General features: G+C 41.6%; 23 protein-coding genes. 4 read left to right on the top strand and 19 right to left on the bottom strand.

The genetic code is table 11. From position 1 onward, the window contains the following. The first annotated feature begins 145 nt into the window (after window positions 1-145). Window positions 146-1033 carry a hypothetical protein gene (locus tag P2W71_RS20250; RefSeq protein WP_276373147.1) on the top strand — a complete coding sequence of 296 codons (888 nt, stop codon included), beginning with the start codon at window positions 146-148 and terminating at the stop codon, window positions 1031-1033. 327 nt (window positions 1034-1360) lie between these two features. Here the strand turns inward: P2W71_RS20250 and P2W71_RS20245 are convergent, their stop codons facing one another. The 5 genes from P2W71_RS20245 to P2W71_RS20225 all read right to left on the bottom strand — a co-directional run bounded on the left by P2W71_RS20245 (window position 1361) and on the right by P2W71_RS20225 (window position 5249). Continuing rightward, on the bottom strand, window positions 1361-1624 hold the full coding sequence (locus P2W71_RS20245) for a hypothetical protein (RefSeq protein ID WP_276373146.1): 264 nt from the start codon (window positions 1622-1624) through the stop codon (window positions 1361-1363). Between the two features lie 236 nt (window positions 1625-1860). Continuing rightward, window positions 1861-2223 carry a hypothetical protein gene (locus tag P2W71_RS20240; RefSeq protein WP_276373145.1) on the bottom strand — a complete coding sequence of 121 codons (363 nt, stop codon included), beginning with the start codon at window positions 2221-2223 and terminating at the stop codon, window positions 1861-1863. 880 nt (window positions 2224-3103) lie between these two features. Further along, on the bottom strand, window positions 3104-3547 hold the full coding sequence (locus P2W71_RS20235; protein ID WP_276373144.1) for an SMI1/KNR4 family protein: 444 nt from the start codon (window positions 3545-3547) through the stop codon (window positions 3104-3106). A 122-nt stretch (window positions 3548-3669) separates the two neighbouring features. Beyond that, window positions 3670-4647, bottom strand: a complete 978-nt coding sequence (locus P2W71_RS20230) for a hypothetical protein (protein ID WP_276373143.1) — start codon at window positions 4645-4647, stop codon at window positions 3670-3672. A 122-nt stretch (window positions 4648-4769) separates the two neighbouring features. Then, window positions 4770-5249, bottom strand: coding sequence for a hypothetical protein (locus tag P2W71_RS20225; protein ID WP_276373142.1), 480 nt, complete (start codon window positions 5247-5249; stop codon window positions 4770-4772). 168 nt (window positions 5250-5417) lie between these two features. Here P2W71_RS20225 and P2W71_RS20220 point away from each other — a divergent pair, with 168 nt between their 5' ends. Then, on the top strand, window positions 5418-6323 hold the full coding sequence (locus tag P2W71_RS20220) for a tyrosine-type recombinase/integrase (RefSeq protein ID WP_276373141.1): 906 nt from the start codon (window positions 5418-5420) through the stop codon (window positions 6321-6323). 3 nt (window positions 6324-6326) lie between these two features. Continuing rightward, window positions 6327-7493, top strand: coding sequence for an IS91 family transposase (locus P2W71_RS20215; RefSeq protein WP_276373140.1), 1167 nt, complete (start codon window positions 6327-6329; stop codon window positions 7491-7493). 279 nt (window positions 7494-7772) lie between these two features. On the opposite strand, the gene P2W71_RS20210 is transcribed toward P2W71_RS20215, so the two are convergent. From P2W71_RS20210 to P2W71_RS20175, 8 genes are all read right to left on the bottom strand, one after another. Continuing rightward, entirely contained in the window at window positions 7773-8219 is a 447-nt protein-coding gene (locus P2W71_RS20210; protein ID WP_276373139.1) for a DUF4348 domain-containing protein, read from the bottom strand. Window positions 8220-8355: 136 nt separating this feature from the next. Beyond that, complete coding sequence (locus tag P2W71_RS20205; protein ID WP_276373138.1) at window positions 8356-9012, bottom strand: hypothetical protein; 657 nt, start codon at window positions 9010-9012, stop codon at window positions 8356-8358. A 79-nt stretch (window positions 9013-9091) separates the two neighbouring features. After that, complete coding sequence (locus P2W71_RS20200; protein ID WP_276373137.1) at window positions 9092-9496, bottom strand: hypothetical protein; 405 nt, start codon at window positions 9494-9496, stop codon at window positions 9092-9094. 717 nt (window positions 9497-10213) lie between these two features. Then, on the bottom strand, window positions 10214-10456 hold the full coding sequence (locus P2W71_RS20195) for a M23 family metallopeptidase (RefSeq protein ID WP_276373136.1): 243 nt from the start codon (window positions 10454-10456) through the stop codon (window positions 10214-10216). Between the two features lie 375 nt (window positions 10457-10831). After that, window positions 10832-11599, bottom strand: a complete 768-nt coding sequence (locus tag P2W71_RS20190) for an alpha/beta hydrolase (protein ID WP_276373135.1) — start codon at window positions 11597-11599, stop codon at window positions 10832-10834. Continuing rightward, window positions 11596-11763, bottom strand: a complete 168-nt coding sequence (locus P2W71_RS20185; protein WP_276373134.1) for a hypothetical protein — start codon at window positions 11761-11763, stop codon at window positions 11596-11598. The genes P2W71_RS20190 and P2W71_RS20185 overlap by 4 nt, the downstream gene beginning before the upstream one ends. A gap of 118 nt (window positions 11764-11881) precedes the next feature. Then, complete coding sequence (locus tag P2W71_RS20180; RefSeq protein ID WP_276373133.1) at window positions 11882-13441, bottom strand: biopolymer transporter TolR; 1560 nt, start codon at window positions 13439-13441, stop codon at window positions 11882-11884. Window positions 13442-13644: 203 nt separating this feature from the next. Continuing rightward, a complete protein-coding gene (locus tag P2W71_RS20175) occupies window positions 13645-14379 on the bottom strand; it encodes a hypothetical protein (protein ID WP_276373132.1) in 735 nt (244 codons plus the stop codon). A 184-nt stretch (window positions 14380-14563) separates the two neighbouring features. Between P2W71_RS20175 and P2W71_RS20170 the strand changes: the two genes are divergently transcribed. After that, window positions 14564-15526, top strand: a complete 963-nt coding sequence (locus P2W71_RS20170) for a cyclase family protein (protein ID WP_276373131.1) — start codon at window positions 14564-14566, stop codon at window positions 15524-15526. Between the two features lie 396 nt (window positions 15527-15922). On the opposite strand, the gene P2W71_RS20165 is transcribed toward P2W71_RS20170, so the two are convergent. From P2W71_RS20165 to P2W71_RS20140, 6 genes are all read right to left on the bottom strand, one after another. After that, on the bottom strand, window positions 15923-16849 hold the full coding sequence (locus P2W71_RS20165) for a 2-keto-3-deoxygluconate permease (RefSeq protein ID WP_276373130.1): 927 nt from the start codon (window positions 16847-16849) through the stop codon (window positions 15923-15925). A gap of 185 nt (window positions 16850-17034) precedes the next feature. Beyond that, window positions 17035-18072, bottom strand: coding sequence for a 4-hydroxythreonine-4-phosphate dehydrogenase PdxA (gene pdxA / locus P2W71_RS20160; protein ID WP_276373129.1), 1038 nt, complete (start codon window positions 18070-18072; stop codon window positions 17035-17037). Between the two features lie 5 nt (window positions 18073-18077). Continuing rightward, complete coding sequence (locus P2W71_RS20155) at window positions 18078-19271, bottom strand: four-carbon acid sugar kinase family protein (protein ID WP_276373128.1); 1194 nt, start codon at window positions 19269-19271, stop codon at window positions 18078-18080. Window positions 19272-19338: 67 nt separating this feature from the next. Then, window positions 19339-19686 (bottom strand): DUF1801 domain-containing protein, encoded by a 348-nt coding sequence (locus P2W71_RS20150; protein ID WP_276373127.1) that lies wholly within the window; start codon window positions 19684-19686, stop codon window positions 19339-19341. A 231-nt stretch (window positions 19687-19917) separates the two neighbouring features. Beyond that, window positions 19918-22602 carry a two-component regulator propeller domain-containing protein gene (locus P2W71_RS20145; protein ID WP_276373126.1) on the bottom strand — a complete coding sequence of 895 codons (2685 nt, stop codon included), beginning with the start codon at window positions 22600-22602 and terminating at the stop codon, window positions 19918-19920. A gap of 8 nt (window positions 22603-22610) precedes the next feature. Next, a complete protein-coding gene (locus P2W71_RS20140; RefSeq protein ID WP_276373125.1) occupies window positions 22611-23069 on the bottom strand; it encodes a YceI family protein in 459 nt (152 codons plus the stop codon). Between the last annotated feature and the right edge of the window lie 415 nt (window positions 23070-23484).

The following is a 23484-nucleotide window of genomic DNA, read 5'->3' as shown; positions in this document are numbered from 1 at the left end:
GGATCACAAAAGAAGCCGTAGCACAGAACCCATTCGCGTGCCATTTGAGGGAAAGACATCTGAGAATAGCTTTTTTCATAGAAATTAGTGCGATATTTGAAACATAACCTATAGATCAAACAAGGATACGTTAATGAACGCCAGAATGGAAACACAAAGGGTGATACAACAACCTGATCAAGCATTTAAAGACCTACTGGAATGCTGGAAAAATTCCCCTCACCCATCCGTTAAAATAACCTCTTATTTCCCGGCATATGCTGAATTATTTAGCTACCTCCGTGATACAGAATGTACTTTCATAGAAACCGGCATTCTTGATGGAGGCTCATTGTTTATGTGGCGTAGTTGGCTTGGAGACAAAGCGAGGATCATTGGTGTAGACTTAAATCCTGCCGCAGCCAAATGGAATGATCACGGCTTCGAGATTTATATTGGGGACCAGGGAGATCCTAAATTTTGGCAGGAGACTCTCAAAAAGATAGGAAGCTTTGATGTGTTATTAGATGATGGCGGCCATCAATCCTTTCAACAGATCGTAACGGTTAATGAGGCCATTAGAGTTGCAAAAAAAAGGTGTGTTATCGTGGTTGAAGATACGGCAACAAGTTTTATGAACGATTTTTCAAGTCATGGTAATCATTCATTTCTTGAATATTCCAAAGCTGCAACAGATGTTCTAATTGGAAGCGCAGTTTCTTTATACAAGAACAGATTTCCTCAATCTATAAATTCCGAATGTATTGAGTTTTTTAAGTTCGTATACAGCATCCAGTTTTTCAATGGAATTGTTGCTTATAAAATAGATCCTGATAAATCGGGTGTCCCTGAATTGGTCAGAAATATGCCTCCCAACAAAGCGACCGATTTCAGGTATGAGGGCAAAAGTTCGGCTTATGTTAATTGGCCAAGTCCTTTTAAAACAAAAGCCGTTACAGTAAGAGGGGGACTTCCATTTATTCAATCTATGAAAGACAAAATAATAAAAGCCCTGCCTGATGTCGTAAAAGAATTTCTTAAAAAATACAAATAAGATTAAGGCATTTCGTTACAGGACTCTGTTGCTACTTGCTACTGTATGAGTCATTAGTATTTGGATGCCGATTATGTTGTCTGCAGATTTTATGTGGGTGGATAGTCCAACGTTGAGTTGGCTTATCGGTAACTTCTCCTCCCCAGTTGGCTAGTTGGCTTTAGTACTAAGATTGACGGTGCTGCGATAACTTGGATTGCTTTTTCGTAAAACGCCAATTCAATGAATACATCTATCAATTTTGTTAATCGATGTTTCACACTTCAATGCTTACTACCTACACTGCGATATCTTTTTCTACAATTCCTTTGTTAAGGCGCACAATCTCTAATCTTTCCTCTTTACTAACCTGTCGAAAACAGCAGCAACCAATAGGGATACACACTTGTAGAGCCCGATCACTATTAACGTCAAGACCAGCAGGATTCCCGTTAATACGGTTAGAGACATTGCCGGCGGATAGATAATGGTATGCCATCCTGGGATTAACGAATAGGCAAAATCCCCAGCCATTATTCCAATAAGCGCTCTTGTACCAAAGAAGGTTAAGATACATGCGATGATAATTCTAAAAATTCTCTTTCCTCTCATTGTCTATCTCATGGTAGATTACTTCGCTTAAAGGCTGACTGTAAAATTTTATTGCTGTTCTCCATAATCTGGAAGATGTATTACGATGATTACCAAAGCGTGTTCGCGCAGGCATTCATTAATATTTTTATTTTCGACCGCCCTCAAAAATAATTGAAAAATGAAAATATTTTTTGTTTGGATTTTAGCACAGTTCGTTGTTAGCGGTTGTTGTGGTGTTTCAATTTTTTAAGTATTCACCATTGCTGAATAACGATACATACTTGGTTATCCCGCAGAGCAAATTCTTTTGCTCCCCAATGGCGAAGCGTTACTTTATTAAGATTGGGATGCAGATATTCCGGATGTGATGAACTTACATTTTTGTATACTTCATCAATACTATGTGTCTGAAGTCGAAATTCAGGATTATGCTGCTTGGCTAATTCTACATGCTGAAAAAGGTACATTTGCAACCCATTCTTTTCAATAACGCAAAATGGATTCTCCGACTTCAATTCTTCGTGTCCAATTTTAAATTCAAGACAGTCAATAAATAGTTTTAACCCGTCTTTAATATCCTGATAATAGACATTAGGAACTAATCTGGAAAAATTCATAATTGATTTAATTTAGATTAACTCTTGTAAACATGTTCGCCCGTTAAATAATTAGACAACTCATATTCAGATAAAAGTCATTTAGCAAAGGGAGCCCTAAAGCTAAAATGAACAGTGGCCTGATAATATTTCTGTTCTCGACTTTGTCATTTTAAATCCACCAACGCCGATCTATTGGGCTGTTGGTCATCAGCGAATCTCCTCGTATGTGATTTCGATTCCTTTTACTTTGGTCTCTTTTTTAAACGCTTGTGCTTTACTGTCAAAACGAATTCTGATTTTTCTGTTTGCTACCCACTCAACTTTTGCGTCAGCCCCGCCGTATCCAGAATGAATTGTCCATAAAGTCTAATTTTTAGCCTTTGTTGTGTGCAATGCTATTGTGAAAATTATTTAACAAGTCTATCGTCAATTCTCATTTTGACACCTAACACTACGATGCCAAGTATCATACAGAGTCCAGTTTTAAAAGGTACTGAAATTCCTATATCAATTAGAGAAGCGGTATAAGATACAATCGCGAGTACCATGAGCACGTAGGTTACTTTTCTCCTGTTTATTACTGCAGCAAACACATTTTGGATAAGTACAATAATCGCAAATAGTATTGCCGTAAATAACATATTGTAGTCCCCACTTGAATCAATACTTGAGTAGTTTATTGCTGCTGCAAACCAATAGACAATTAAGATCAAAAGGTAGAAACCAATTACTTGAATCAACGATGTCCCGATTCCAAATATTAAAAGTCTTTTCATCATATTGTCACTCTGCATTGCACACAACGTTAGTATATAAAACGTGGCGGCACTTCAAGTTAATAATAATAAATCAACAGTGCTGCCATGTTTTATATACTTTGTTGGCAGCTGTCCGCGCTTCACGAATCTTTTTCAATGTCCTTAAACCATTTTTCTCCTTCGTCCAATTTCAAAAGAAAGTCAGTGAAGGAAGACCCAATCTCAATATGATATTGTTTGTCCAAGTCGATGAATGGTGTTAAAATAATTCTAAGTAGTCCGTCATCTAGTTTTTCAATTCCAATAAATTCCCCCGCTCCGTTGCTACCGATCCCAATTGTTCGTGGCAGATTTTCAAAAATTTCATATCCTCGATTCAATGAAAGCAAGTCTTCCTTGTCCCAGAGTTTAATATATTCTTCTCCAATCTGTGTTTCATGTCCACCGTATCTCGAAAGAAAGTCCTTGTAGTCTGCGGGTAATTCAAATCTAATTTCTCTTTCGATGTCCAACACTTCGGTATCGGTCGAAGTAGTCCTAGTCGGCCAGTTGTATTTCCTAAGTATTGCGTCTGTCGTGTTCATTAGTTGCTACTTTGTCCAGCGCGGGTTGCGGCCAACGTACGCATATAAAGCGCGCCGGCAGTCCAAATTAATAATTAATCATCAATTCTGCCGGCATGATTTATATGCATTGTTACCGGCCGTTACATGTCGTCAGGTATAAGGCCCGAACTGCTTCCGCTATGTTCTTCCCAAGAACTAATTGATTTCATCTTCTTCTTTTCAAGGAATTGCCCTGTCCATGGATTGAAGCTATAGACGTCATATTTGTCGGTCACATTGGAACGTCCATTGGGGTTTAAGTTCTTCAGGGTTTTAGTTTTAATTATCACGTAAAACCTAAATTGTCCGTTGTAAAGGGTTGGCTTATTAAACCCCTCCCACTTTAGAAATGACATTGCTTTTGCGCTGTCATTTTCTACTAGGCCATTCTGCTTGGCAATTCTCAATGCATTGTCAAGGGACAATTGAAATCCTTGATGTTGTTTCTTGTCAATTTTCTCAAACCCAAAAATCTGTTCCGATACGCTAGGAATGAATTTCCCTTTTGCATCCAGCTCAAATTCTATAAGGTCATCGTAACCGTGATTTTTGTCAAACTTGACATCATATCGGAAAAGAAATTTGTTTGGCTTTAGTTTAAGCTTATCTGTCCAGTTACCTGATTCATTTTCATTGTAGATATAAGATCCATCTACGCTCCAAACTACATGATTTTCTAAAAAACGTTTCCCGTACATTTCAATGATAAGGCTGTCAGCTCTTTTCTTCATTTTTGCTTGCAAGTCATAGAATGGATAGCTCGCTTTATTGGCAACTGTCCATATTCCCTTGTCGTGATCAATTGTATACAGTAATTTTCCACTGTCAGTATATTCCTTCGCTATGCCAATACGTCTACCACTCTTGTCGTAGGTTGCTGTAGACGTTGCCACACGTCCATTGTTGCGAAAAAATTTGTAGTAGACTAAATCCTTGTCATTAATTGTTTCCCTTACTTCTCTACCTCCGGGATAAAATTCCGTCTTGACGATAGAGCTGTCAGTTTTAACGGAAAAGTTTTTCTGGGCTTTAGTCGAAAGGGTCGCAATAATAAATATGATAGTAAGGCATATTCTCATTGTAATGGTCGGTAACACCTAGCTATAAGACGTATGCGTGTAAATACCTACATCTTTGTCCCCATTGCTGGCGAAATTTAATAGCACACACTTCAAGAACCTACAATATAGCATATGTATTATTATAGCGGTTGTTGTGCGCTGCCGCTTCGCTCGATCTTGCGGTTTACTTTTCTCCATGTCAGCGTATCCATCTTTGTTATTGTCGCCTTATCAATTTCCTTTTTCCAATAAACACACGGAATAATTGAAAACCGATCAATCATGCGTTGTTCCGGCCATTCTCCTGTCCCTCTTGTCTGAAGCTCAATTGTCCTAATTCTAATTTGCTTATTCTCATAGACAGTAATTCTGGGTGTCCAGTTACGCGACAAGTCTAAGTCGGACCTCCAATAATATAATACTCCTAAAAGTATCAATATTGTCGTACTCCTTAGAAAAGTTAATTTACTGTCGTAGTAAGCAAGTCTTACTAGTCCTATTATGAATAGAATAAGTATAGCCCATTTTATTACTACAATTTCTATGTCAATGGTTAGAAACAATAATGCCACAATTGTTAAGAAGCAGAAACCGGTAAGTAAAATCCAAACTTGTTTCATGTCAGTTTTTACGGTTGCGCACAACGCCGATGTATGCGCTGTTTAAATTTACCTTGGCGTTAAAAATAATAAAAATTTAAATGGCGCATACATGTTGTTGCACTAAACCTTCGGTAGCTCTTGCGCACTTCATAGTTGTTTATAGCAATAAACAAAAACAATACAGCTATGAACATCATGAAACAACAAGAGGCTACCTTGGTTCAGCGTGCTTGTGCTAAGGTAACAGGATTCAAAAAGCTTCACAAACAGCTTGAAAAGAAAATCATCGTTGGGGGAAAAAGCCTGAGCACACTCAATAATTACATGCGTTGCATCGCTCATGTGGCACTGCATTTTAATACGCTTCCTTCTCAACTGGACATAGAGCAGATCGAAGAATATCTGCTCATGGTGAAGAAGAGGAATACAACATCGTCGGAGTCATTCTTCAAGCACACTGTCTACGGTCTCCGATTTTTGTTTCGCTGCGAACGTCGCGATGCACGAGCTATTCAACTCCCTACCATCAAACGTGATAATAAACTCCCCGTAATATTATCACCCGGCGAGATGAAGCTGTTGTTAAAAACTCCGGAGCTACTCAAGCATCGTGTTCTGCTTGGCGTATTATATGGCTGTGGACTTCGGTGCCATGAAGCACGTTCACTGCTAATCAAAGATGTTGATTTTGAACGCAACATGCTTCACGTGAGACAAGGCAAAGGAAAGAAGGATCGTTATGTTCCTATCGGTGAAAATCTTTGCCGTGGAATCAAGGCATACCTCTCCTCAGAAGTTCCTCATAAATGGCTCTTCAATGGAAAAGATAAACATGAAGGTTTTTCGCAAAAAGGAGTTCAGTGGGTAGTCCGCGAGGCCACTCGTAAAAGTGGTATTCAAAAACAAGTGACGGTGCATACCCTACGCCATACCTATGCTACGCATTTGCTCGAAGAAGGTCTTGATATTGTGTCGATCAAAGAGTTGCTGGGTCATGCGCACATTGAAACCACTATGGTGTATCTGCATGTAGCCCAACTGGGCCGACAGACGGCATTCTCCCCGCTGGATAGGCTCTACCAAAAACGGTAAGCTTTGCGTCCGGCTTTTGAAGTCTCCGATGTGATCAATTCACATTGGAAGGAAATGGTACGCTCCAATCAATTCAACACCTGGCAGCTGCGTACACTGGATGCTATCCGGCGATGCCGAACCGCTTCGCTGGGTGGACATGTAGACCTATGCACCTCCTGCAATCATGTGCGCATTAGTTACAACTCTTGTCGGAACCGGCACTGTCCAAAGTGCCAACAAATACAACGGGAGCGATGGATACAAGCCAGAGAAGCGGAGTTGCTTCCAGCAACTTATTTTCATGTAGTGTTCACGCTGCCCGAAACACTCAATAAGCTTTGCTTATATGAACCGGCTGTAGTATATAAAATACTTTTTGATACAGCCTGGAGTGTAATACGTGATTTTGCTGGCAGTAAAAAACACCTTGGTGCTGATACGGGCATGATCAGCATACTCCACACCTGGGGACAGAATTTGTCACTTCACCCGCATCTTCACTGCATTGTTCCGGGAGGCGGTATGACTGCTGCGGGCAAGTGGAAACAGGCGCGTAATAAAGGAAAATACCTCTTTCCTGTCGATTCCCTGAGTGAAGTCTTTCGTGCTCGTTTTGTGACAGCACTGCGTAACAAATTCAAAGGATTGGAGCGATCTTTTTATAATGCCTTATTCAGAACACCGTGGGTAGTTTATGCTAAGCGTCCGTTTGGAAGTCCCAAGCATGTTATCGAATATCTGGGGAGATACACGCACAAAGTGGCGATCTCCAATCATCGTATTGTCGATGTACAAAATGATCGGGTGACTATTCGGTACAAAGACTATCGGGATAAGAGCAAAGTCAAACAAATGTCTTTGCGACCTATCGAATTCATTCGCAGATTTTCAATGCACATTTTACCCAGGGGCTTTGTCCGTATCCGGCATTATGGAATCTTAAGTAGTAGCTGCAAGCAATACATTTTGCCTTTGCTTCATCAGCAATTGGAGAGTCGCTACGAGTTTCCGAAAGAGAAATCCTGGAAACAGATCAGCACAGAACATCTGGGTTATAATCCTGATGCTTGTCCGGTTTGTAAGAAACTTACGATGATCACCGTATTTAACTTCGACAGGCGTGGACCACCGGATGCTGCGATGATGAAGGATATCGTTGCAAAACATTTTCAATGTCAGGCTTCCTGAGGGCTATGGTTAGCTACTGCTTTGATTAAATACCATAAAAAGAACGAAAACGATGACAGCATAAATGAATTGAACCAAAAAAGAACGCTATGAAAAACCCATCTTGCTAATTTGCTCACCACAGGTATGCATCCCGTTGGATAAGATAGTATCGACATTCATACCAATCCCCATAAAAATAAAACAGTACTCCCCGCTACCGAAGCTCCCGTGCAACACGGGCTTCACGCTGGGCCGTGCCGGCCACGCGAAGCCTTATTTATTGTGGGTAGTTGCGGCTCAGTTCGAAAAGCCCTTTCCAGAAACCAAAATCCATTTACCCTTTTGCCTTACAAAATTATAGTCTACGAAAATTCCATTATCGACACCTCTGAGCTCTAATTTTATAGTATCTCCGTAATTCTTTGTCTCTTGTGTATAAGCGTCCACCTGTCGCGAAGCATAACTGTCTTCGTAATAGAATGTCGAATGTGTCCAATCGTCTTTAGCTGTCTCATGAACTGTTTCTCCGTCTTCAGTCGTCCATAGTACACGAAACGGAAATTTTATTCGTTCGATCTGAAACAACGAGTCTGTTGTGAATTTCTCGAAGAATTCATTAAACTCTTCTCCGTCCTCTAACTTTGAAATTTTCAAAGAGTCCTTGGAAGACGTCGATGGGTCAGTCGACCTTATTCCACATGAAAGAAGTAATAGAAAGGTCAGGATGAAAAGGTTCTTATTCATGTCAGTTGTTAGCAATTACCCACAACGATATTGGTATGATGCGTATGCACATAGGAACCACATCACGGTCAAGCATTGCTAATAAAGTTACTAGTAGAAGCCCATATAACAAAATGAACGTGCATATGCATTATACTTAATGTTGTGGGTTGTGCAACTGCCTACCTTTGTCGCTTCTAATCATCCTGCTGAAATAAAATAGTATCTGTACCTTATACAGTCCTTTCCGTTTTAAGTTAGGTCTTCCAAAACCTGTCGGTGTAACTAAAACTGACAAATCATACGAGAGCTTAACAGAATCTGGGTCATACGACCCATAATTATAAATAACATCATGTGTATTGGTGTAATTATAACTTTCTATAATTGGCTTACAAATATTATGAAGAAATTTTTGAGCAGATTCGTCTTCTTCCACGTAACCGATTTCTTTTAATTCATCGATCAATTGAACCGTATGCGGATCACCGTAGTCTAGGTAGAAGTGTTCGGGGTAACCTTGATCTTGCACATATTTAATGAAGTCAATAAAAACATCTAGAGTATCTTTCTCCTTCTCAAAGAGTCCAAGAGCAGACAGCCTGTTGAAGAATACATTTTCAACTTTTCCCCAAAGTCTCGGATCATTTTCATGAAAAATCTCGGTCAATTTCTCGTTTACTTCGGCATCAACCTTATTTTGAAGACGATTACAAGCAACAAAGCTTGATAAAACTAAAAATAGAATGACGTTCCTCATGTCAAATGCATTGCCCACAACGCTAAATATGCGCCGTTGTAGTTTTCCTTTCAAAATTAACAACAAAACTGCAATGGCGCATATTTGTTGTTGTGCATCGTGCGGCAATGCTACTCATACATCGGATAATATTTTAAGAAGTCAATATATATAGTATCATTGACGTAATTGACTGCAACATATTTAAAAGATGCTTTCGATCTATCGGCACCTCATTTCCATTGTTGATTCTTACGCTGAATTCTCGAACCTCCTTGTTATATCCCAAGTTCTTTACAGTTGCTAATTGTATCTCTTGAGCGGTGGTGAACTTTTCCTGGTAAATGACCTTATCTTGCCTTTTTATTTCTACCAAGGTACCATTAAACCCTTGCTCAAAGAAGACCATTAATGAGTCCTTATACATACTATCCAGTCGCGACTTACTCTGTCTTATTGAGGATGGCTCTCTGTAAATAATTTGCTGGTCCTTCGGGACACAACATACCACCAAGATTGCAGTCAGAATGCACCCAATTGCGGAATGCGATGTTATCATAATCGTCCCATTTCTTCTCTTGAGCCGCATGTTGCACAACGCCGATGTATGTGACGTAGTGGCTATCTTTTAACTCACACACACCATGCGCCGGCTCTTCAAAATAATTAAATTTCTTCTCACTTTCAATCCGCGCGCCACTATGTTACATAAATATTGTTAGTAGCCGTTGATCAGGTAACGCATCACTTCGAAGTTCCAGGGATGAGTACGTGTATTTCTATTTTGGTAACTAAGCATTTGCCTTTTTCTCCGTGAGGTACTCCGAGTAGGTCACTAATTTACTTTATGGGAACTACAATCGTCAAAGTCCTGCGAACCAGAAGCCGATTTAAAAGCGTGCCGTGGTAAACACATTCACACTGTAAAGTTCCGGGATGAGAGCGTGTATTTCTTTCAGATACATTCGCATCTTTCGGCCGCAAGAAGTTTTGCAAGTTGCTAAGTACCTTAATCGAGTGATCCCATTGGAAATTTGGCACGAGCTGAAAAACGAATTAGGTAACGGGGATTTTCGTTCTTTGAAATTCTGCGCGTTCGTCTGGCAGAAACGAATTTTATGCCAATGTCTACTAACGCTTGGGTTTATGAAGTGGCGGGAGTTTGAAAAACTGAATTGTCGGCCACAGCCGAACGTTGATTGAAAGATAAAACTTAAATCTTAAAATACACCCCGCCATTTCATAAACCTGTTGTTGTGGGCTGGTTTTACTTGCACTACTTTAAATAGGTAATTGGATTAAGATAAAACATTTTTTTCCATCCTTGTTCGTCTCCGTCAATTCTCCAGGGATAAGGAACCAAAGTCGTAATCGAGTAATGCAGATGAGGTGACTTTCCTTTTGCATTTCCTGTCGTCCCAACGGTCCCAATCTTTTCTCCTTTACTAGTCCATGAAAAAAGTCCAGTGTCAATGTCCCTTAAGTGTGCATAGTAATGCAGTCTCCATTTTGGTCCCACAATTAAAACTACTTTTCCTCCTATTTCAATTTCTCCCGCGAAAAGAACAAGTTAACAGTCGTCCCCTCTTTAGCAAAAATGTCGACACCCTTATGTGTCCCCGATTTTCCCCAAGGGTAAAACCAAAACGATTTTGAATTGTAGCTTTTCTTGTCAGCCTTGTCGACCGGGTTCTCAAAGTTCTGCGGAAGTATAAGTCCAACTACTAACACAAGTAAAAATCCGAGTCCAAATATTTTCTCTTAGATGTATGTCCCATTCTCCAGTAAAACTTGCCCACAACAAGTTACTATACCTATTACGTTTAGCCAACCACGGGTATGCGAATTCGCATATTTCTTTTTTATCCGTAACGGATTTGAAGCCGCCATGAGGTTATTCCACTCCAATCTCCTTCAAAAACTTCCAAATGTCTTTGTGAATCATGGTCATTTCGGTGTCATCAAAATTACCATGCTTTTTTCCGGGTATGGTCAGGAAATAATTTTTGTTGCCAAGCTCTTTTAATTTGTCGTGTAACAACACGCCTTGATCATATGGAGCGGAGGTGTCTAGGTCGCCGTGAATGGTCATGATGGGAGGGGAATCTTTTGTTACATATTGTATGGGTGAGGTTACGCTCAATATGCTGTCTCTGTCTGAAGCGTTGGGCGCAACTTGGTTTATATAGTCAGCTTCCCATCCTTCGGATGCTTTCTTTAGATCGACTACACCAAACCAATTTACGATGCCTGCTACTTTTAATTTGCGTTCGGCTTTGATGTTGCCTTGATTAAATAAAGCATTGCCCGTGCTCAGTCCTGTCATCAATGCCAAATGACCACCAGCGGACTCACCAGAGACAATAATTTTTGTTGTATCAAATTTGTACTTCGCCGCGTTGTCGTAAATCCAGTTAAGCGCGGATCGGGCATCGCGACAAATTTCAATAAGATTTCCTTGATCAAGGTGTCTGTAGTTCGCGGTAACGACACACCAATCCTTGTCGACATAAGGCATCAAGAAAAGTGAACGGGATATTTTATCACCGCTGGTCCAGCCACCGCCGTGCAGAAACAGTAACGTTGGTTTGCGTTCTTCGGAATATTTAACCCAGGGCGGCTCGCCTAATCTTTTTGTTTTAACGTATGCATCCAGCTTCAAACTCGTTGATCGATATTAATGTATTCGATGTTTGAAATCACTTGTGTGTCGGAGTACAGTGACGCGACGCGATCAATGTCAGTTGATTGTTTCTCACAGCTTATGAAGTTGAGCAGCATCAATCCGATAAACAGTGTTTTGATAGCAGTAAAAGTGGTACGCATGGAGGAATTGTTTGAGCGTCTTGCTGTAAAACGACTTGCTTCCCTTCGCGGGGTTGCGTCTTTGCGGTTGAAATTTCACGCAAAGACGCAACGGCGCAATGAAGGCGCAACGGTTCCGTTATTTTTTGAGATGATCGAGTTTGGAGTTGCTTACGAAAGCAATTTTCTTGGAATCAGGTGACCAGCTTGGCACGTTGATAGTTCCTTGTCCGCCGTAGATGTAAGCAATGGTTCTTGGAATACCGCCGGCAGCAGGCATCAGTCTTAAGTATATCTTCTTGTAAAATGGATGGCTGGTAGGATCAATTTCTTTCGGGAAGGCTACATACAGGATCCATTTTCCATCGGGAGAAAAGTGCGGAAACCAATTGTTGTATTCATCAAACGTCACTTGCTCTTCGTTGCTCCCATCCGGTTTCATTCTCCACAACTGCATGGTGCCGGTGCGAACGGAATTGAAATAAATGTATTTGCCATCGGGACTGTATTCCGGGCCATCATCCAGGGTTGCATCTTCGGTTAAGGCTGTTTCTTTCTTCGTGGCAATGTCAATGGATATAATGTTCCATTCATTATTCCGCTGGCCGGTGAAAACCAGTTTTTTATTGTCGGGTGACCAGCTGTGCAAATAAGAATGGCCGTTTTCTTCAGAAGTAATTTTGGTCGGATTATCGGAGCCACCTACAGGCAGTGTAAAGATGGTTGATTTTCTTTGGGGTCCAACGTGGTTGCTGATGGCCAACATCTTTCCATCATACGACAGGACGTGGTCATTGTTATTTTGTGTAGCAAAACCTGTATTCAGTTTTGAAATCTCGCCGGTCTTCAGGTCATATTTATATAGCAGGTTTTCACCTTGCGCTACGGAATTAAAGATCAGGTATTTATTGTCGGGGGTCCAGTTGGGCGCTTGGAGGGAGTTGGGTGCGCTGTGTAAAATTTTTCTGTGACCCGTTGCAATGTCCATCACTTCCAGGTGACTCCCAATGTAATCGCGGTAAGGAATATAGTTTTTAGCAGGGGGAATGATAATTTGTACGTTGCTGAAAACAGCTTTCTCCATCACATCTTCCTCGTGTGAGCAAATGAAGAGCCCGGCGTATATTTCCTCCGTAAAGGCAATGTCTTTTGATACGGATTTGTAGGGTTCTCCAAAAACGGCAGCAGAGAAGGTGAACGTGTTCCCGACACGCTCCAGTTCAATGTCTGTTGGATGGTAGCTTGAAACTTCAACCTGGTCGGTAGAATCGCCCTCACGTTCGCGGTATTGTAACGAGGTCAATATATCGCCGTGTACACAGGCATCTGCATACCGGGCATCTTTGGTTAATTTTTCACGCGCAATGATGCCGATTTTGCGATGGGGATTGGTGCCTTTCCCAATAAATTTGATGGTGGCCCTGATCATGAAATCGCCTTTAATCTTCTTCCATAAAAAATGAAATTGATCTTCCGTCGCCCACATGTTTTTTCCGGCACCGGACATGGTGTAGGTTTGGTTTTCCTGATCGTAAACAACAGATCCTTTTAATTTAGGATCGCCGACATCTTGGTGATGGTCAAAAATTCCAACGGGCTCTAATTGCTGAGCGAAAAGAACGCTGGCTTGAAGAAAAACAATGAGCAAAACTAAATTCGTACGATTCAGGATTGCATTCAACAGGAGTTTCACACTCATAGTATTATTAAGGTTTATGGTTTTGGGGGACTAATATTAGACTCAATTTGTGTGGTGTGCAATGTTCGTTTCCTAAAATTACAAGGTGTGAGCGGGAAGTACAGCAATGGGTTTAATCGGGTGCCAACGGCTGGAAGCGTGTTTACGTGCGAGTGGATATCTTATGTTTTGGAAGATCAGAGATTACCTGTTGACACCCATGCTCAGCTGTTTTCCTTTTTTAGCCAGACTGATAAGCTGCCAACCGTTTCGAACGACAATGACGTGAGTAGAGGAATTAAGTCGTTTCCAAAATATCCGACGATATCTTGTGTTGTAACGTTTTCGAGCACAAATGAAATCAGGGCAGACCAATAATGAATATCGCGTTCGGGCCCAAAGGAATTTGATATGCCTGTTACGTTGCCTGTTGTGTTTATCAGGCATCCTCCAACGATCTGTGCTCCTTGATATGCTGCTAGAAAATAAACATTGGGGTTAGCGAGCAGTGTTGATTTAAAAATCTTATTTCCCCTCGACTCGGCTTCTCTGGCTTCCCATGCTTGAATCCATTTTAAGAGGTTCTCCTCATCCTTAACAATTTCAAATTGGATACGAGGATCGTTGCGTGTTATGAAGTTTTTGTAAGGTAGATAAATCCACTGTGCGTCAAAAAGTTTTAAGAACCCATAACTATTTAGGTTGAGGGTGCCAAAGCTGTCCTTGACGGACCATTCAGTCCATTGCTTTGTTTCGTAAATCCGGTTTATCGATTCAAAGATGGAATCCGGAGTCCACGTTTTTTCTTTGGTGATAAGATTGGAGTAGAGCGGTGGTGTTTGTTCGAGACAATACCAGAGGTCATCTGTTTCAAAAAAATCTATCTGATGCGAACCAAGTATAGTCTTATATAATTCGAGATTATTTTGAATTGCTTTGTGTCTCTTGTCGATCATCATGAATTCAGGTGTAAGCCTCCCGACAATTTAATACAGGTGAGATGTTGATTTTTTCTTTCCATTCCAAAATCCATGAGAGCAAGTGCAAATATTATTATATTTAAAAGGCATCAAACCTTGTTTTGATTAAAAGCAAGTCTTCCATCCACCGGCATAGTTTTCAAACCTAACCAAATATACTTATATGAAACGCTCTTTGTCTTTCGGAATACTAGGCATATGTCTTGCGATTTCCTTCCACTCACTTGCACAAACTAAAGAGAAAGGTCCATGGTGGCCTCATCCTATCTGGGGTGCAAATGATCAGTCGGGGGGATCGAATTGGATAACGCCTGAAAAAATAGTGAAGGCGCTTTCGTTGGTGAAGACGGGAAAAGTTTATGAGCTGGGGCATGTATACGAACGTGGGATGCCGTTGGTTGGGGACCGCAGTTACAATATATTTATTCCGTCGTTTCCTACGCACGAGTCTGGGAACAAAGATCAAATCGTATACAATGATGAATTTGTCGCGGCTGAGATCGGGCAGGTGGGAACCCAGTTTGATGGTCCCGGCCACGTGGGTAAGCGTATGAAGATGGCGGACGGCAGTACCACGGAGGTATTTTATAACGGCGTGACTACGCAAGAAATGAAAGGCCCTTATGGCCTGCAGAAACTCGGTGTTGAAAATGTGAAACCGATCATTACCAAGGGAATTTTGATTGATCTTGCTGGTTATAAAGGTGTGAATACATTGCCCGAACGATATGCGATTACATTGGATGATGTTCGCAACGCACTGGCTAAGCAAGGTTTGAAAGAATCCGACATCGAACCGGGAGATGCATTATTATTTAATTTAGGATGGTGGAGAATTTGGCCAGATGCTAAAACAACGTCTGGAAGTCCGGCGTATCTTGGAAATGACGTCATTGAATGGGTGATTGCTCGTAAACCTTCTATGGTTGGATCGGATGCTAACCTCGATGGTCCGGAGGCAAAAGTTCATTCAGAGATAACCATGAAGAATGGGATATTTAATCTTGAGACCATGGATTTCTCGACATTTCAAAATGAAAAGATCTACAAGTTTTTGTTTGTGTTTACACCGCTTCGGTTGAAAGGGGCGACAGGATCACCTGGACGACCGATTGCTATTTTTTAGGCTTAGGTGTTAATTTTTGAGTGTATGCGTTGTTGTGATAGAATATATCATGCCTACGGCATTCTGATGGTGTAGGAAAACGCGTGCTACCGATATACCATGCCTACGGCATTCGTGTTGTGGATCTTTATGAGTGCTACCGATATAGCATGCCTACGGCATTGGGATAAGCCGGTATTTCTTTGTGTGGGATATTATGGTGGTGGAGAACATTGATACTAGCATAGGCATATTGAATCAAAATATTAGGCCTACGGCGTTTGTGTTGTGGACTTTATGAGTGCTACCGATATAACATTCCTACGGTATTGTATAAGGCTGTATTTTATAATAGGAACACTGACATATTGAATTCACGCAAGATGAACAAGTGGATTAATCTTAATGAAGATGTGCTTACCTTCTCACGCGCTTGGCAATAAATTGGGTTAAAATCGGCGTAAAAATAATCGTCGTAACAACGGCCGCCGCAATTTGGGAAGTTGCAACGTTCACAATAGGCGCTAGCGAGGGGTCAATTAATGCGATGGCTGCTGGAGTAGCCACTGCATTTCCAGCGGTGCTTGACGCAGCTGCGCCACAAATGCCGGTGCCACCAACGGCGCGGTCGGCAAGCACGTTGAAAATTCCTCCAAAAAAAGTAGTAATCACACCTAGCAAAACGCCAGGAAGGCCAGCCTCGACAATGGTACGCAAGTTCAGACCTGCACCTAACGCAAACGCAAAAAATGGAATTAAAATCATACCGCCTTTCAGGAGAAAGTCTCGAAGTTCTTCATCGAGGTTACCGAGAATTATTCCGATGACCAAGGGAAGCACGACGCCAATAAATGGAAGAATGGGGAGACTCGCGAGACCCGCTGTCCCCAGAGCAATCATCGTTAAGAATGGACCGTCATTCAGCGATAGGATAGCAATAGCACCTACATCTGTTTCATCGCCAAACTCGCCAGCAAGCGCTGCATATAAACCACCGTTAGAATTTGTTACGGCTGAGATAATGGCCAGCGCAGATAATCCGAAGACACCTTCGCTCCCAAAAAATTTGGCCACCCCAATTCCCAGAAGCGCGCCCACGAGAAATTTTGCAAGGGTTACGGCTGCACCTTTTTTCAACGCCATGGCGGTTGATTTTATATTAATGCCGGCACCCATGCAAAGCAGAAATGCACCAATCAATGCACCTGAACCTTTTGCCAAAGAAGTTGTAAGTCCTCCAATATTCAGAATGGCCGGAAAAAATGTATTCAACAACACGCCAATGAAAAGCGGAACGATCATCATTCCTCCTGGGATTCTTTCAATGGTTGCTTTTAATTTCATGCGTGTAGTGTTGAAGTGTTGAGGTTCGAAGTGTTGAAGTGTTGAGGTTCGAAGTGTTGAAGTTTCCTATATGAACGGACGTTGACTTAAAAAGGACCCAGCACACTCGAAGCGTTGAAGTTTCCTATGTAAAGGGACGTTTGTTTTTTAAAAGAACCGCCCTTACCCCACGACCCGATTACCCATTACCGATCACCACTCCCCGCCAACCTCGCTCCATACCTGATCGCCTGTATCATACTCTCGGGATTTGCCTCACCTTTGCCCCCTTTGTCAAAAGCAACGCCATGATCAACGGATACCCTGATGATCGGTAAGCCCAGGGTAATGTTTACACCTGATAGTCCTTCCCAAGTATTTTTTTCGTGATTGTAATTGAACCCCAAAAGTTTTGTTGGAATGTGTCCCTGGTCGTGATACATACAGATGACGATATCATATTGCCCACCTTTCATTTTTGGAAAGATGGTGTCGGGAGGAAAAGGCCCTTCAGCATGAATATTTAATTTTTTTGCCTCTTCAATGGCTGGCAAAATTTCATCTATCTCTTCCTTACCAAACAATCCGTTTTCGCCGGCATGTGGGTTTAAACCTGCTACTGCGATTCTCGGGTTTTTAATGTCAATCTTTTTTAAGGCGTCGTTAGCAAGTTGGATGACTTTTAAAACGCGGTCTTTTTTGACCCGCTTGATGGCATCCAGCAATGATACATGCGTAGACACATGTGCCACCCTGAATCCACCATCGGCCAGCATCATGGTGTAATCTTTAGTGTTTGTTAACGCAGCGTAAATTTCCGTATGACCGGCAAAATGAAATCCTGCTTTTTGAATAGCTTCTTTGTGGATGGGACCGGTGATGGTGGCATCAATCATTTTTGATTTCGCCAATTCAATCACCTTCGCTACATACTCAAAAGAAGCCTTGCCTGTCATGACCGAAACTTCATTGAAGCGAAATGTAGCTTCGTCAATGTTATGCATATCCAGAACGTCAACGGTTCCGAATTCATATTTTCCTTCGTCGGGTTTTGTCACTGCATTCACACTCAAATTCAATCCACAAATTCCGATGATCTGCTCTATGATCTTAGCATCACAAACAACGAGCGGTTTACATACCGCATAAATTTCTTTTAATGAAAGCGCTTTAGCTGTAATCTCCGGTCCGACACCAGCGGGGTCTCCTGCACTGATCCCCAAGATGGGGCGTTTCTTTTCCATTGTACTTATTTTATAATAGGTAATAAAGTTTCTAATAAAGATGCTGGCCAGGGGTAGCTTCCGGGTTTAACGGTAAAAATTCCATGGAGCATACCCTGGTTTTCTAATACTAACGTAACAACGCCCGGGACAATTTCCTCTTTTACCGACCAGGTACCCTCGCCCAACTGCCTTATGATAGCCGATGCAGTTGCACCTCCGGTCAGGCAAAAATGAATCCTTGTCATATCCATTTCGCCGGTAATATACTGCATCAGCTCAACAAAATAATTTAAAAACTTTTCAGAAAGTAATTTGTCATGTTGAACGGGATGATCGATCGTGATCACGGCGGACTGGCTGGTGAGCAACGTGGTAACTATTGTTTTATACCATGCAGAGTTTTCCTCTTTGGAGAACACAACATTATTTTCTTTAACCAGACCAGGAAAGGGAAGCTGCGGAATGCTGTATCTTTGATACCATACCTTCTCGGTTAGATTTTTTACAGTGCTTCCATTGATGATTAAGGTGTATGGTAGAGGAGCAAGTACTTCATTGGGTTTTTTAACGGTTGCTTTGTAACCCAAATATTCCAGAAAGGCTTCAAACAATTCGGCAGCACCACAACACAAATCTTTGTCGCTGGTTAAAGCAACATACATCTTTAGGTCTGCTTTAGATGTCACATCTCCGGTAACTATTGACGCGGCCGGAAGATTCTTGTTTGGCGATAGATGTACATGTTTTAGTTTCGATGGATAAGCGGCAATACGGGATGCAACATGTGATGTGGTAACAGGAAAATCAGGATCATGGGCAAATACAGTTTCATGGATCGGTGTTTCATTAACAAAATAGTTTCCTGAAATAATTTTTCTGCCGCGAACCGGATTGGCCGGCAACAACAACACGGTATTAAAGTGTAGTTGATCCTGTAGTGCGTTGATTTCCGGAACAAGGTGTCCGCGCATCACGGAGTCTATCTTTTTGAATAACCGGAGTGGCTTGTTCCATTTTTTAATTGAATGTCCAATTTCTGAAATTTTCGTAATGGCCTCTGCTTCGTTGATGGACCGGGTGTTGGTATCGAACACGACAATGTCTGCTGTAGAATTCAGATTGAGCTTAAGTTGGAGTTCGGTCTTGAGTCCGTAACGGTGGGCTACTCCACCAATCTCGGCAGCTCCTGAAAAATCATCCGCCAATACAAGAAGCATAATTTTGGATTTTTACAAACCTAGCAATCTATTTTTATATTGACGGTACGCCGTCGCAGTGGCTTACCTATTTGTATAACTTCAGGGCAGTGCTTAGAATTGAATGAACCGTTTTTACAGGAATATCTTTGTTCGGATCAAAGAGAAGTATTTTCATTCGCGCTCTTTTCTCCTGTAGGAGTTCAGGGTGCTTTAATTTATTTCCCTCAACGATGCCAAGGTAAGGCTGGTGATATTTCTTGTGCGTCCAGAGATAACAAAACATTTTTCCCTTATAACAGTAAAAGGGCATTCTATACTTCCATGCTTCGGTTATGTTTTCATCGTAAGTCAGGATATAGTCTCTCAACGCCAGCAAGTAACTTTTGATAGGTTCTTGTTTCTGCAGGAAGTATGCATCTATTTCACGCGTCATGGACTAGCCAGTTTGAAGGGCCAGGTAAAAATACTTTAAAAAAATAAGAACAGTAGTCCGGCTAGTACGGACATCGTGGATACGATAAATAGCACCCAAAAACTTTTGATGAAATTTCGCTTAATTAGTTTTTTACCTGACATCATAACGTTTCCTGTTTGTAAAAGAATGTAACATGATACTTGCGCGAGCAGGTATCTATTTGAAAAATGACGTGTAGTTTTAGCCGTACTAATCATCGTCCTTTAGCTTTGGAATTTTTCTCTCACCACGCTCAATTGCTTTGGTGATGGAAGCGACGATACAGTCTAATTCAGCGGCGGTACTTTGAAGCCGTTGGTTTATTTCAACACCTTCATGGTCCAGTTTCGTTTTCGAAAAGAGATTGATCAAACCTAAGATTGTTGCTACCGGACTTCTTAGTTTGTGGGCATTGATAAAGGCATATTCCTCAAGCGCTTTATTTTTCCGTTCCAGTTCACGTGTTCGCTCCTGCACAATTTCTTCCAGGTTTTCGTTGATGCGCAGTATTTCTTCTGACTGTGAAGATATTTCTTCGTTCTGTGCCTGTATCTCTTCATTCTGCATCTGAATTTCCCTGGTGCGCAACTGAACTTTTTTCTCGAGCAGGTCATTGTACCGTCTTAACTTTCGCTCACGGCTTTTAACCACCACGAAAACGGTAGCAACTACTGCTGCCAAAGAGAACATGTAAAAAGGTATGGTTTGCCAAATGGGCGGCCTTATGGAAAAGGATAATTTCGCTTCAGTGGCGTCGTTGAAATCAAGGGACTCAGCTACCCTGACCTTAAATGTGTAAGACCCTGGCGGAAGTCGGGAGTAAGTCACTTCCTGGTTTCGCGTGGTAATCCAGTCGCGGTCATAATTGTCAAGCTTATAAGCATAATGTAACCCTTCAGGATTTTTGTACCATACACCGGTGTAATTCAAAGTAATATTATTTTCGTCGTAGGCCAACGTTGGGGTAGTGGTAAGATCAACAAGAGAATCAAATACAAATACATCTTTTAGCTGCGGGCGCGGTTTGTTTACGAGAAATCCGCGCTCGCCGGCGTACTTGATAATTCCTCCGTTGGTACCAAAGTAAATGTTTCCATCACGGTCTTTTCCTACTGCATTTAGATTGGCAACTTTGTCGCGGATTCCAACTTCTTCGCCGAGGTATATCATTTTGTTTCGACGTACATCAATAATATCCATACCCACATCGTGCATCACCACGATATTACCATCTTTGTCTGCAACGAGACAATGAATATTTTTATCTCGCAATACCAATGTGGAATCGCAGACGCTGAATTTCCGTCCATCAAAAATATAAAGCCCATGTCCTTGCACATTTATCCAGAGTCGCTGCTTGGCATCTTGTGCCATGCCGTATACAACGGCGCTAGGTATTCCTTTTTCATAATGATGAAACCCGTTTCTATTTAACATTGCCAGGCCTTTTCCATCGGTAGCAAACCAGATACGATTATTTTCAATGAATACCTGATAGATGAAATCAGATGCTAAGCCATCGCCACTGCTGTAGTTTGTAATTGTTAGTTCTTCGGTTTGGTCGAATGTAATTTTAGAACTTCCGCCCAGTGTACCTAGCCATACCGTGTTATCTTGACCAGCAATGCTCAAGACATTGCCGTTTCTTAGTTCCTTATTTAAATACCTGATCTTTCCGGTGTGGGGATTGATACGTAACACACCCTCCCCATAGAGCCCGGCCCATACATATCCTTTTGAGTCAGTGTACAAACTAATCACCGTATACTTTTTAAAGGGAGAATTTGCCAAAGGCTTTTGAATTGCCTGATCTTCGTTTAATTTTCTTTTAAACAAACCGTCACTATTGGAGAACCAAATATGATTTTGATGATCTACGGTGACTGCAAGTATATTCGAGTTCCCGCCTGTGACGGGCTGTTCCAAAAATTGGAGACCATCGCCAACAGTTCTTGAGATTTTAGATTTGGTGCCGACCCAGATGTTCCCTTCTGTATCCCTTTCCAAAATCCTAATGGAAAGAAGATTCGGATTTTGATCTGGCGTAAATAGGTTCTCCTCTTTTGTAATTTGATTATAGATAAGAAGACCCTTTTGCGGACAGGCGATCCAAACTTTTTCATTCTTGACTTCAAAGTCGCTTACCTGGCCATATACCCACGGATGGTTCCACAATGGTTCAATTTTTTTTGTGTTTAAATTATAGCGAATGATCCCAGCATCTTCGGTACCCAGCAAGACGGTATGATCGGTTTCCGGAAAAATCTTTCTAATGATGTTGTCAGGTAGGCCATCATTATAGTCCAATACGTTGATGGATATTTTATCTTTCTGCAACGTACATACTGCAGCGCCACCGTCAGTACCCGCCCAAATGCGGCCCTGTGCATCTTCAGCCAGATCGTAGATATAGAGGTCAGGCAAACCCTCGGCGTCATCTACCCGATATAATCGGTTTCCGGTGTAGTAATACAAGCCATCATTAAAAGTTGAAAACCAAAGATTGCCTTTAGAGTCGAAGAGAATATCCGAGATTGCTTTCGTAGATGAGCCTTCCTGTGGATTAAATGTTTCCACGCCTGCTTTCGCGATAAAACTGATGTGGCCATCCTCATGACCCATCCATATTCTCCCCAACGAATCTTCTGCAAGGGCAGTAACACCTTCGTGCGGCAGACCCTGTTTTTTAGTATAACGTTGTTGGTTCTTGCCCTCGAAGGAGAATAAACCTTTTGAAGTACCAAACCACATGTATCCATTCTTTTGCTGGATGATGGTATTGATTTGCACGGCTTCATTTTTCCGGAGAAGAAAATATTGTTGAAAGTATGGAACTTGCCCAACGCATGGTATGATGGTGGCGATAAGGAAAAGTCCAAACAATAGTTTCTTCATATAGTTAACTATTGAAGTTGCATGGAGGCATCAAATTGTACCTGTATCTGTGTAGCAATTTTCTGGCTGACGATGGTGGGAATGGAAATGTTATGATCGGAGAGCGGAACCGTAAACTGGGCATTGACCTGTAAAGTTCCGTCACTGATAATGATTTTTCCCTTGATGATGCGCGTTTGCTTTACGCCATGAATATCGAGCTCTCCTTTCGCACGAACATCGTAAGAACCATTTTTCGTAAAGTCAATTCGCTCGATGATCTTTCCGCTAAACAAGGCCCTCGGATATTTTTCGCTTTCCATGTATTTCTCGTTGAAATGCTCACGTTGAAGCGAACTATTAAAACCCTGAAAACTTTTGACGTCAATTGAGAATGCAAAGTTGTTGGTGGTGGGATCCAAGATTCCTTTTACGTGGCCTGAAGCGGCTTTGATCAATTCAAGTTCCGCTTCTGATGTAAATTCCATGCGCGCCTTTTGGGTACTGTATTTTTTCTGAGCCCGCAATTCGTGGTTGAACAGTGACATGACAACGAGGAGAAGTAAAAGTCGGGCGGGGCTCATAGGTGTTGTCGAATAAGACTAAGGCTTTGTGTCAGCTCAAAATGGTCCCATGATAAAATCAGCGGGATAGTTAAAGGATGAATTTTGCTATTCTTTCCATTATAATTCTTGGGTATTGCAAAAGGAACATACGTATGTGCAAGTAATCTTGTATTCCGTGAGCCCTTTGAAAATTGTAAGTTATTAAGCGTAGCTTTTATGTTTTTGACTCCCTATTAAACCGTCCGGCGAGTAGTTACCAGGGGAAGGTCAAACTGAAGGGTGTTAGTATGAGGTAAGTTTTTATCAGATAAACAACAAAGCCACCGCACCCAATGGT

Source organism: Chryseolinea sp. H1M3-3 (genome assembly GCF_029360725.1).
In the GTDB taxonomy this organism is placed as follows: Bacteria; Bacteroidota; Bacteroidia; order Cytophagales; family Cyclobacteriaceae; genus Chryseolinea.
The sequence above is the reverse complement of the archived record's forward strand: the minus strand, read 5'-3'. Positions and strand labels throughout refer to the sequence as shown.

Excerpts from the sequence above, each read along its gene's own strand:
- P2W71_RS20250 (WP_276373147.1), top strand. The coding sequence starts at position 146 with ATGGAAACACAAAGGGTGATACAACAACCTGATCAAGCATTTAAAGAC.
- P2W71_RS20245 (WP_276373146.1), bottom strand. The coding sequence starts at position 1,624 with ATGAGAGGAAAGAGAATTTTTAGAATTATCATCGCATGTATCTTAACC.
- P2W71_RS20240 (WP_276373145.1), bottom strand. The coding sequence starts at position 2,223 with ATGAATTTTTCCAGATTAGTTCCTAATGTCTATTATCAGGATATTAAA.
- P2W71_RS20235 (WP_276373144.1), bottom strand. The coding sequence starts at position 3,547 with ATGAACACGACAGACGCAATACTTAGGAAATACAACTGGCCGACTAGG.
- P2W71_RS20230 (WP_276373143.1), bottom strand. The coding sequence starts at position 4,647 with ATGAGAATATGCCTTACTATCATATTTATTATTGCGACCCTTTCGACT.
- P2W71_RS20225 (WP_276373142.1), bottom strand. The coding sequence starts at position 5,249 with ATGAAACAAGTTTGGATTTTACTTACCGGTTTCTGCTTCTTAACAATT.
- P2W71_RS20220 (WP_276373141.1), top strand. The coding sequence starts at position 5,418 with ATGAACATCATGAAACAACAAGAGGCTACCTTGGTTCAGCGTGCTTGT.
- P2W71_RS20210 (WP_276373139.1), bottom strand. The coding sequence starts at position 8,219 with ATGAATAAGAACCTTTTCATCCTGACCTTTCTATTACTTCTTTCATGT.
- P2W71_RS20200 (WP_276373137.1), bottom strand. The coding sequence starts at position 9,496 with ATGATAACATCGCATTCCGCAATTGGGTGCATTCTGACTGCAATCTTG.
- P2W71_RS20185 (WP_276373134.1), bottom strand. The coding sequence starts at position 11,763 with ATGCGTACCACTTTTACTGCTATCAAAACACTGTTTATCGGATTGATG.
- P2W71_RS20180 (WP_276373133.1), bottom strand. The coding sequence starts at position 13,441 with ATGAGTGTGAAACTCCTGTTGAATGCAATCCTGAATCGTACGAATTTA.
- P2W71_RS20175 (WP_276373132.1), bottom strand. The coding sequence starts at position 14,379 with ATGATGATCGACAAGAGACACAAAGCAATTCAAAATAATCTCGAATTA.
- P2W71_RS20170 (WP_276373131.1), top strand. The coding sequence starts at position 14,564 with ATGAAACGCTCTTTGTCTTTCGGAATACTAGGCATATGTCTTGCGATT.
- P2W71_RS20165 (WP_276373130.1), bottom strand. The coding sequence starts at position 16,849 with ATGAAATTAAAAGCAACCATTGAAAGAATCCCAGGAGGAATGATGATC.
- pdxA (WP_276373129.1), bottom strand. The coding sequence starts at position 18,072 with ATGGAAAAGAAACGCCCCATCTTGGGGATCAGTGCAGGAGACCCCGCT.
- P2W71_RS20155 (WP_276373128.1), bottom strand. The coding sequence starts at position 19,271 with ATGCTTCTTGTATTGGCGGATGATTTTTCAGGAGCTGCCGAGATTGGT.
- P2W71_RS20150 (WP_276373127.1), bottom strand. The coding sequence starts at position 19,686 with ATGACGCGTGAAATAGATGCATACTTCCTGCAGAAACAAGAACCTATC.
- P2W71_RS20145 (WP_276373126.1), bottom strand. The coding sequence starts at position 22,602 with ATGAAGAAACTATTGTTTGGACTTTTCCTTATCGCCACCATCATACCA.
- P2W71_RS20140 (WP_276373125.1), bottom strand. The coding sequence starts at position 23,069 with ATGGAATTTACATCAGAAGCGGAACTTGAATTGATCAAAGCCGCTTCA.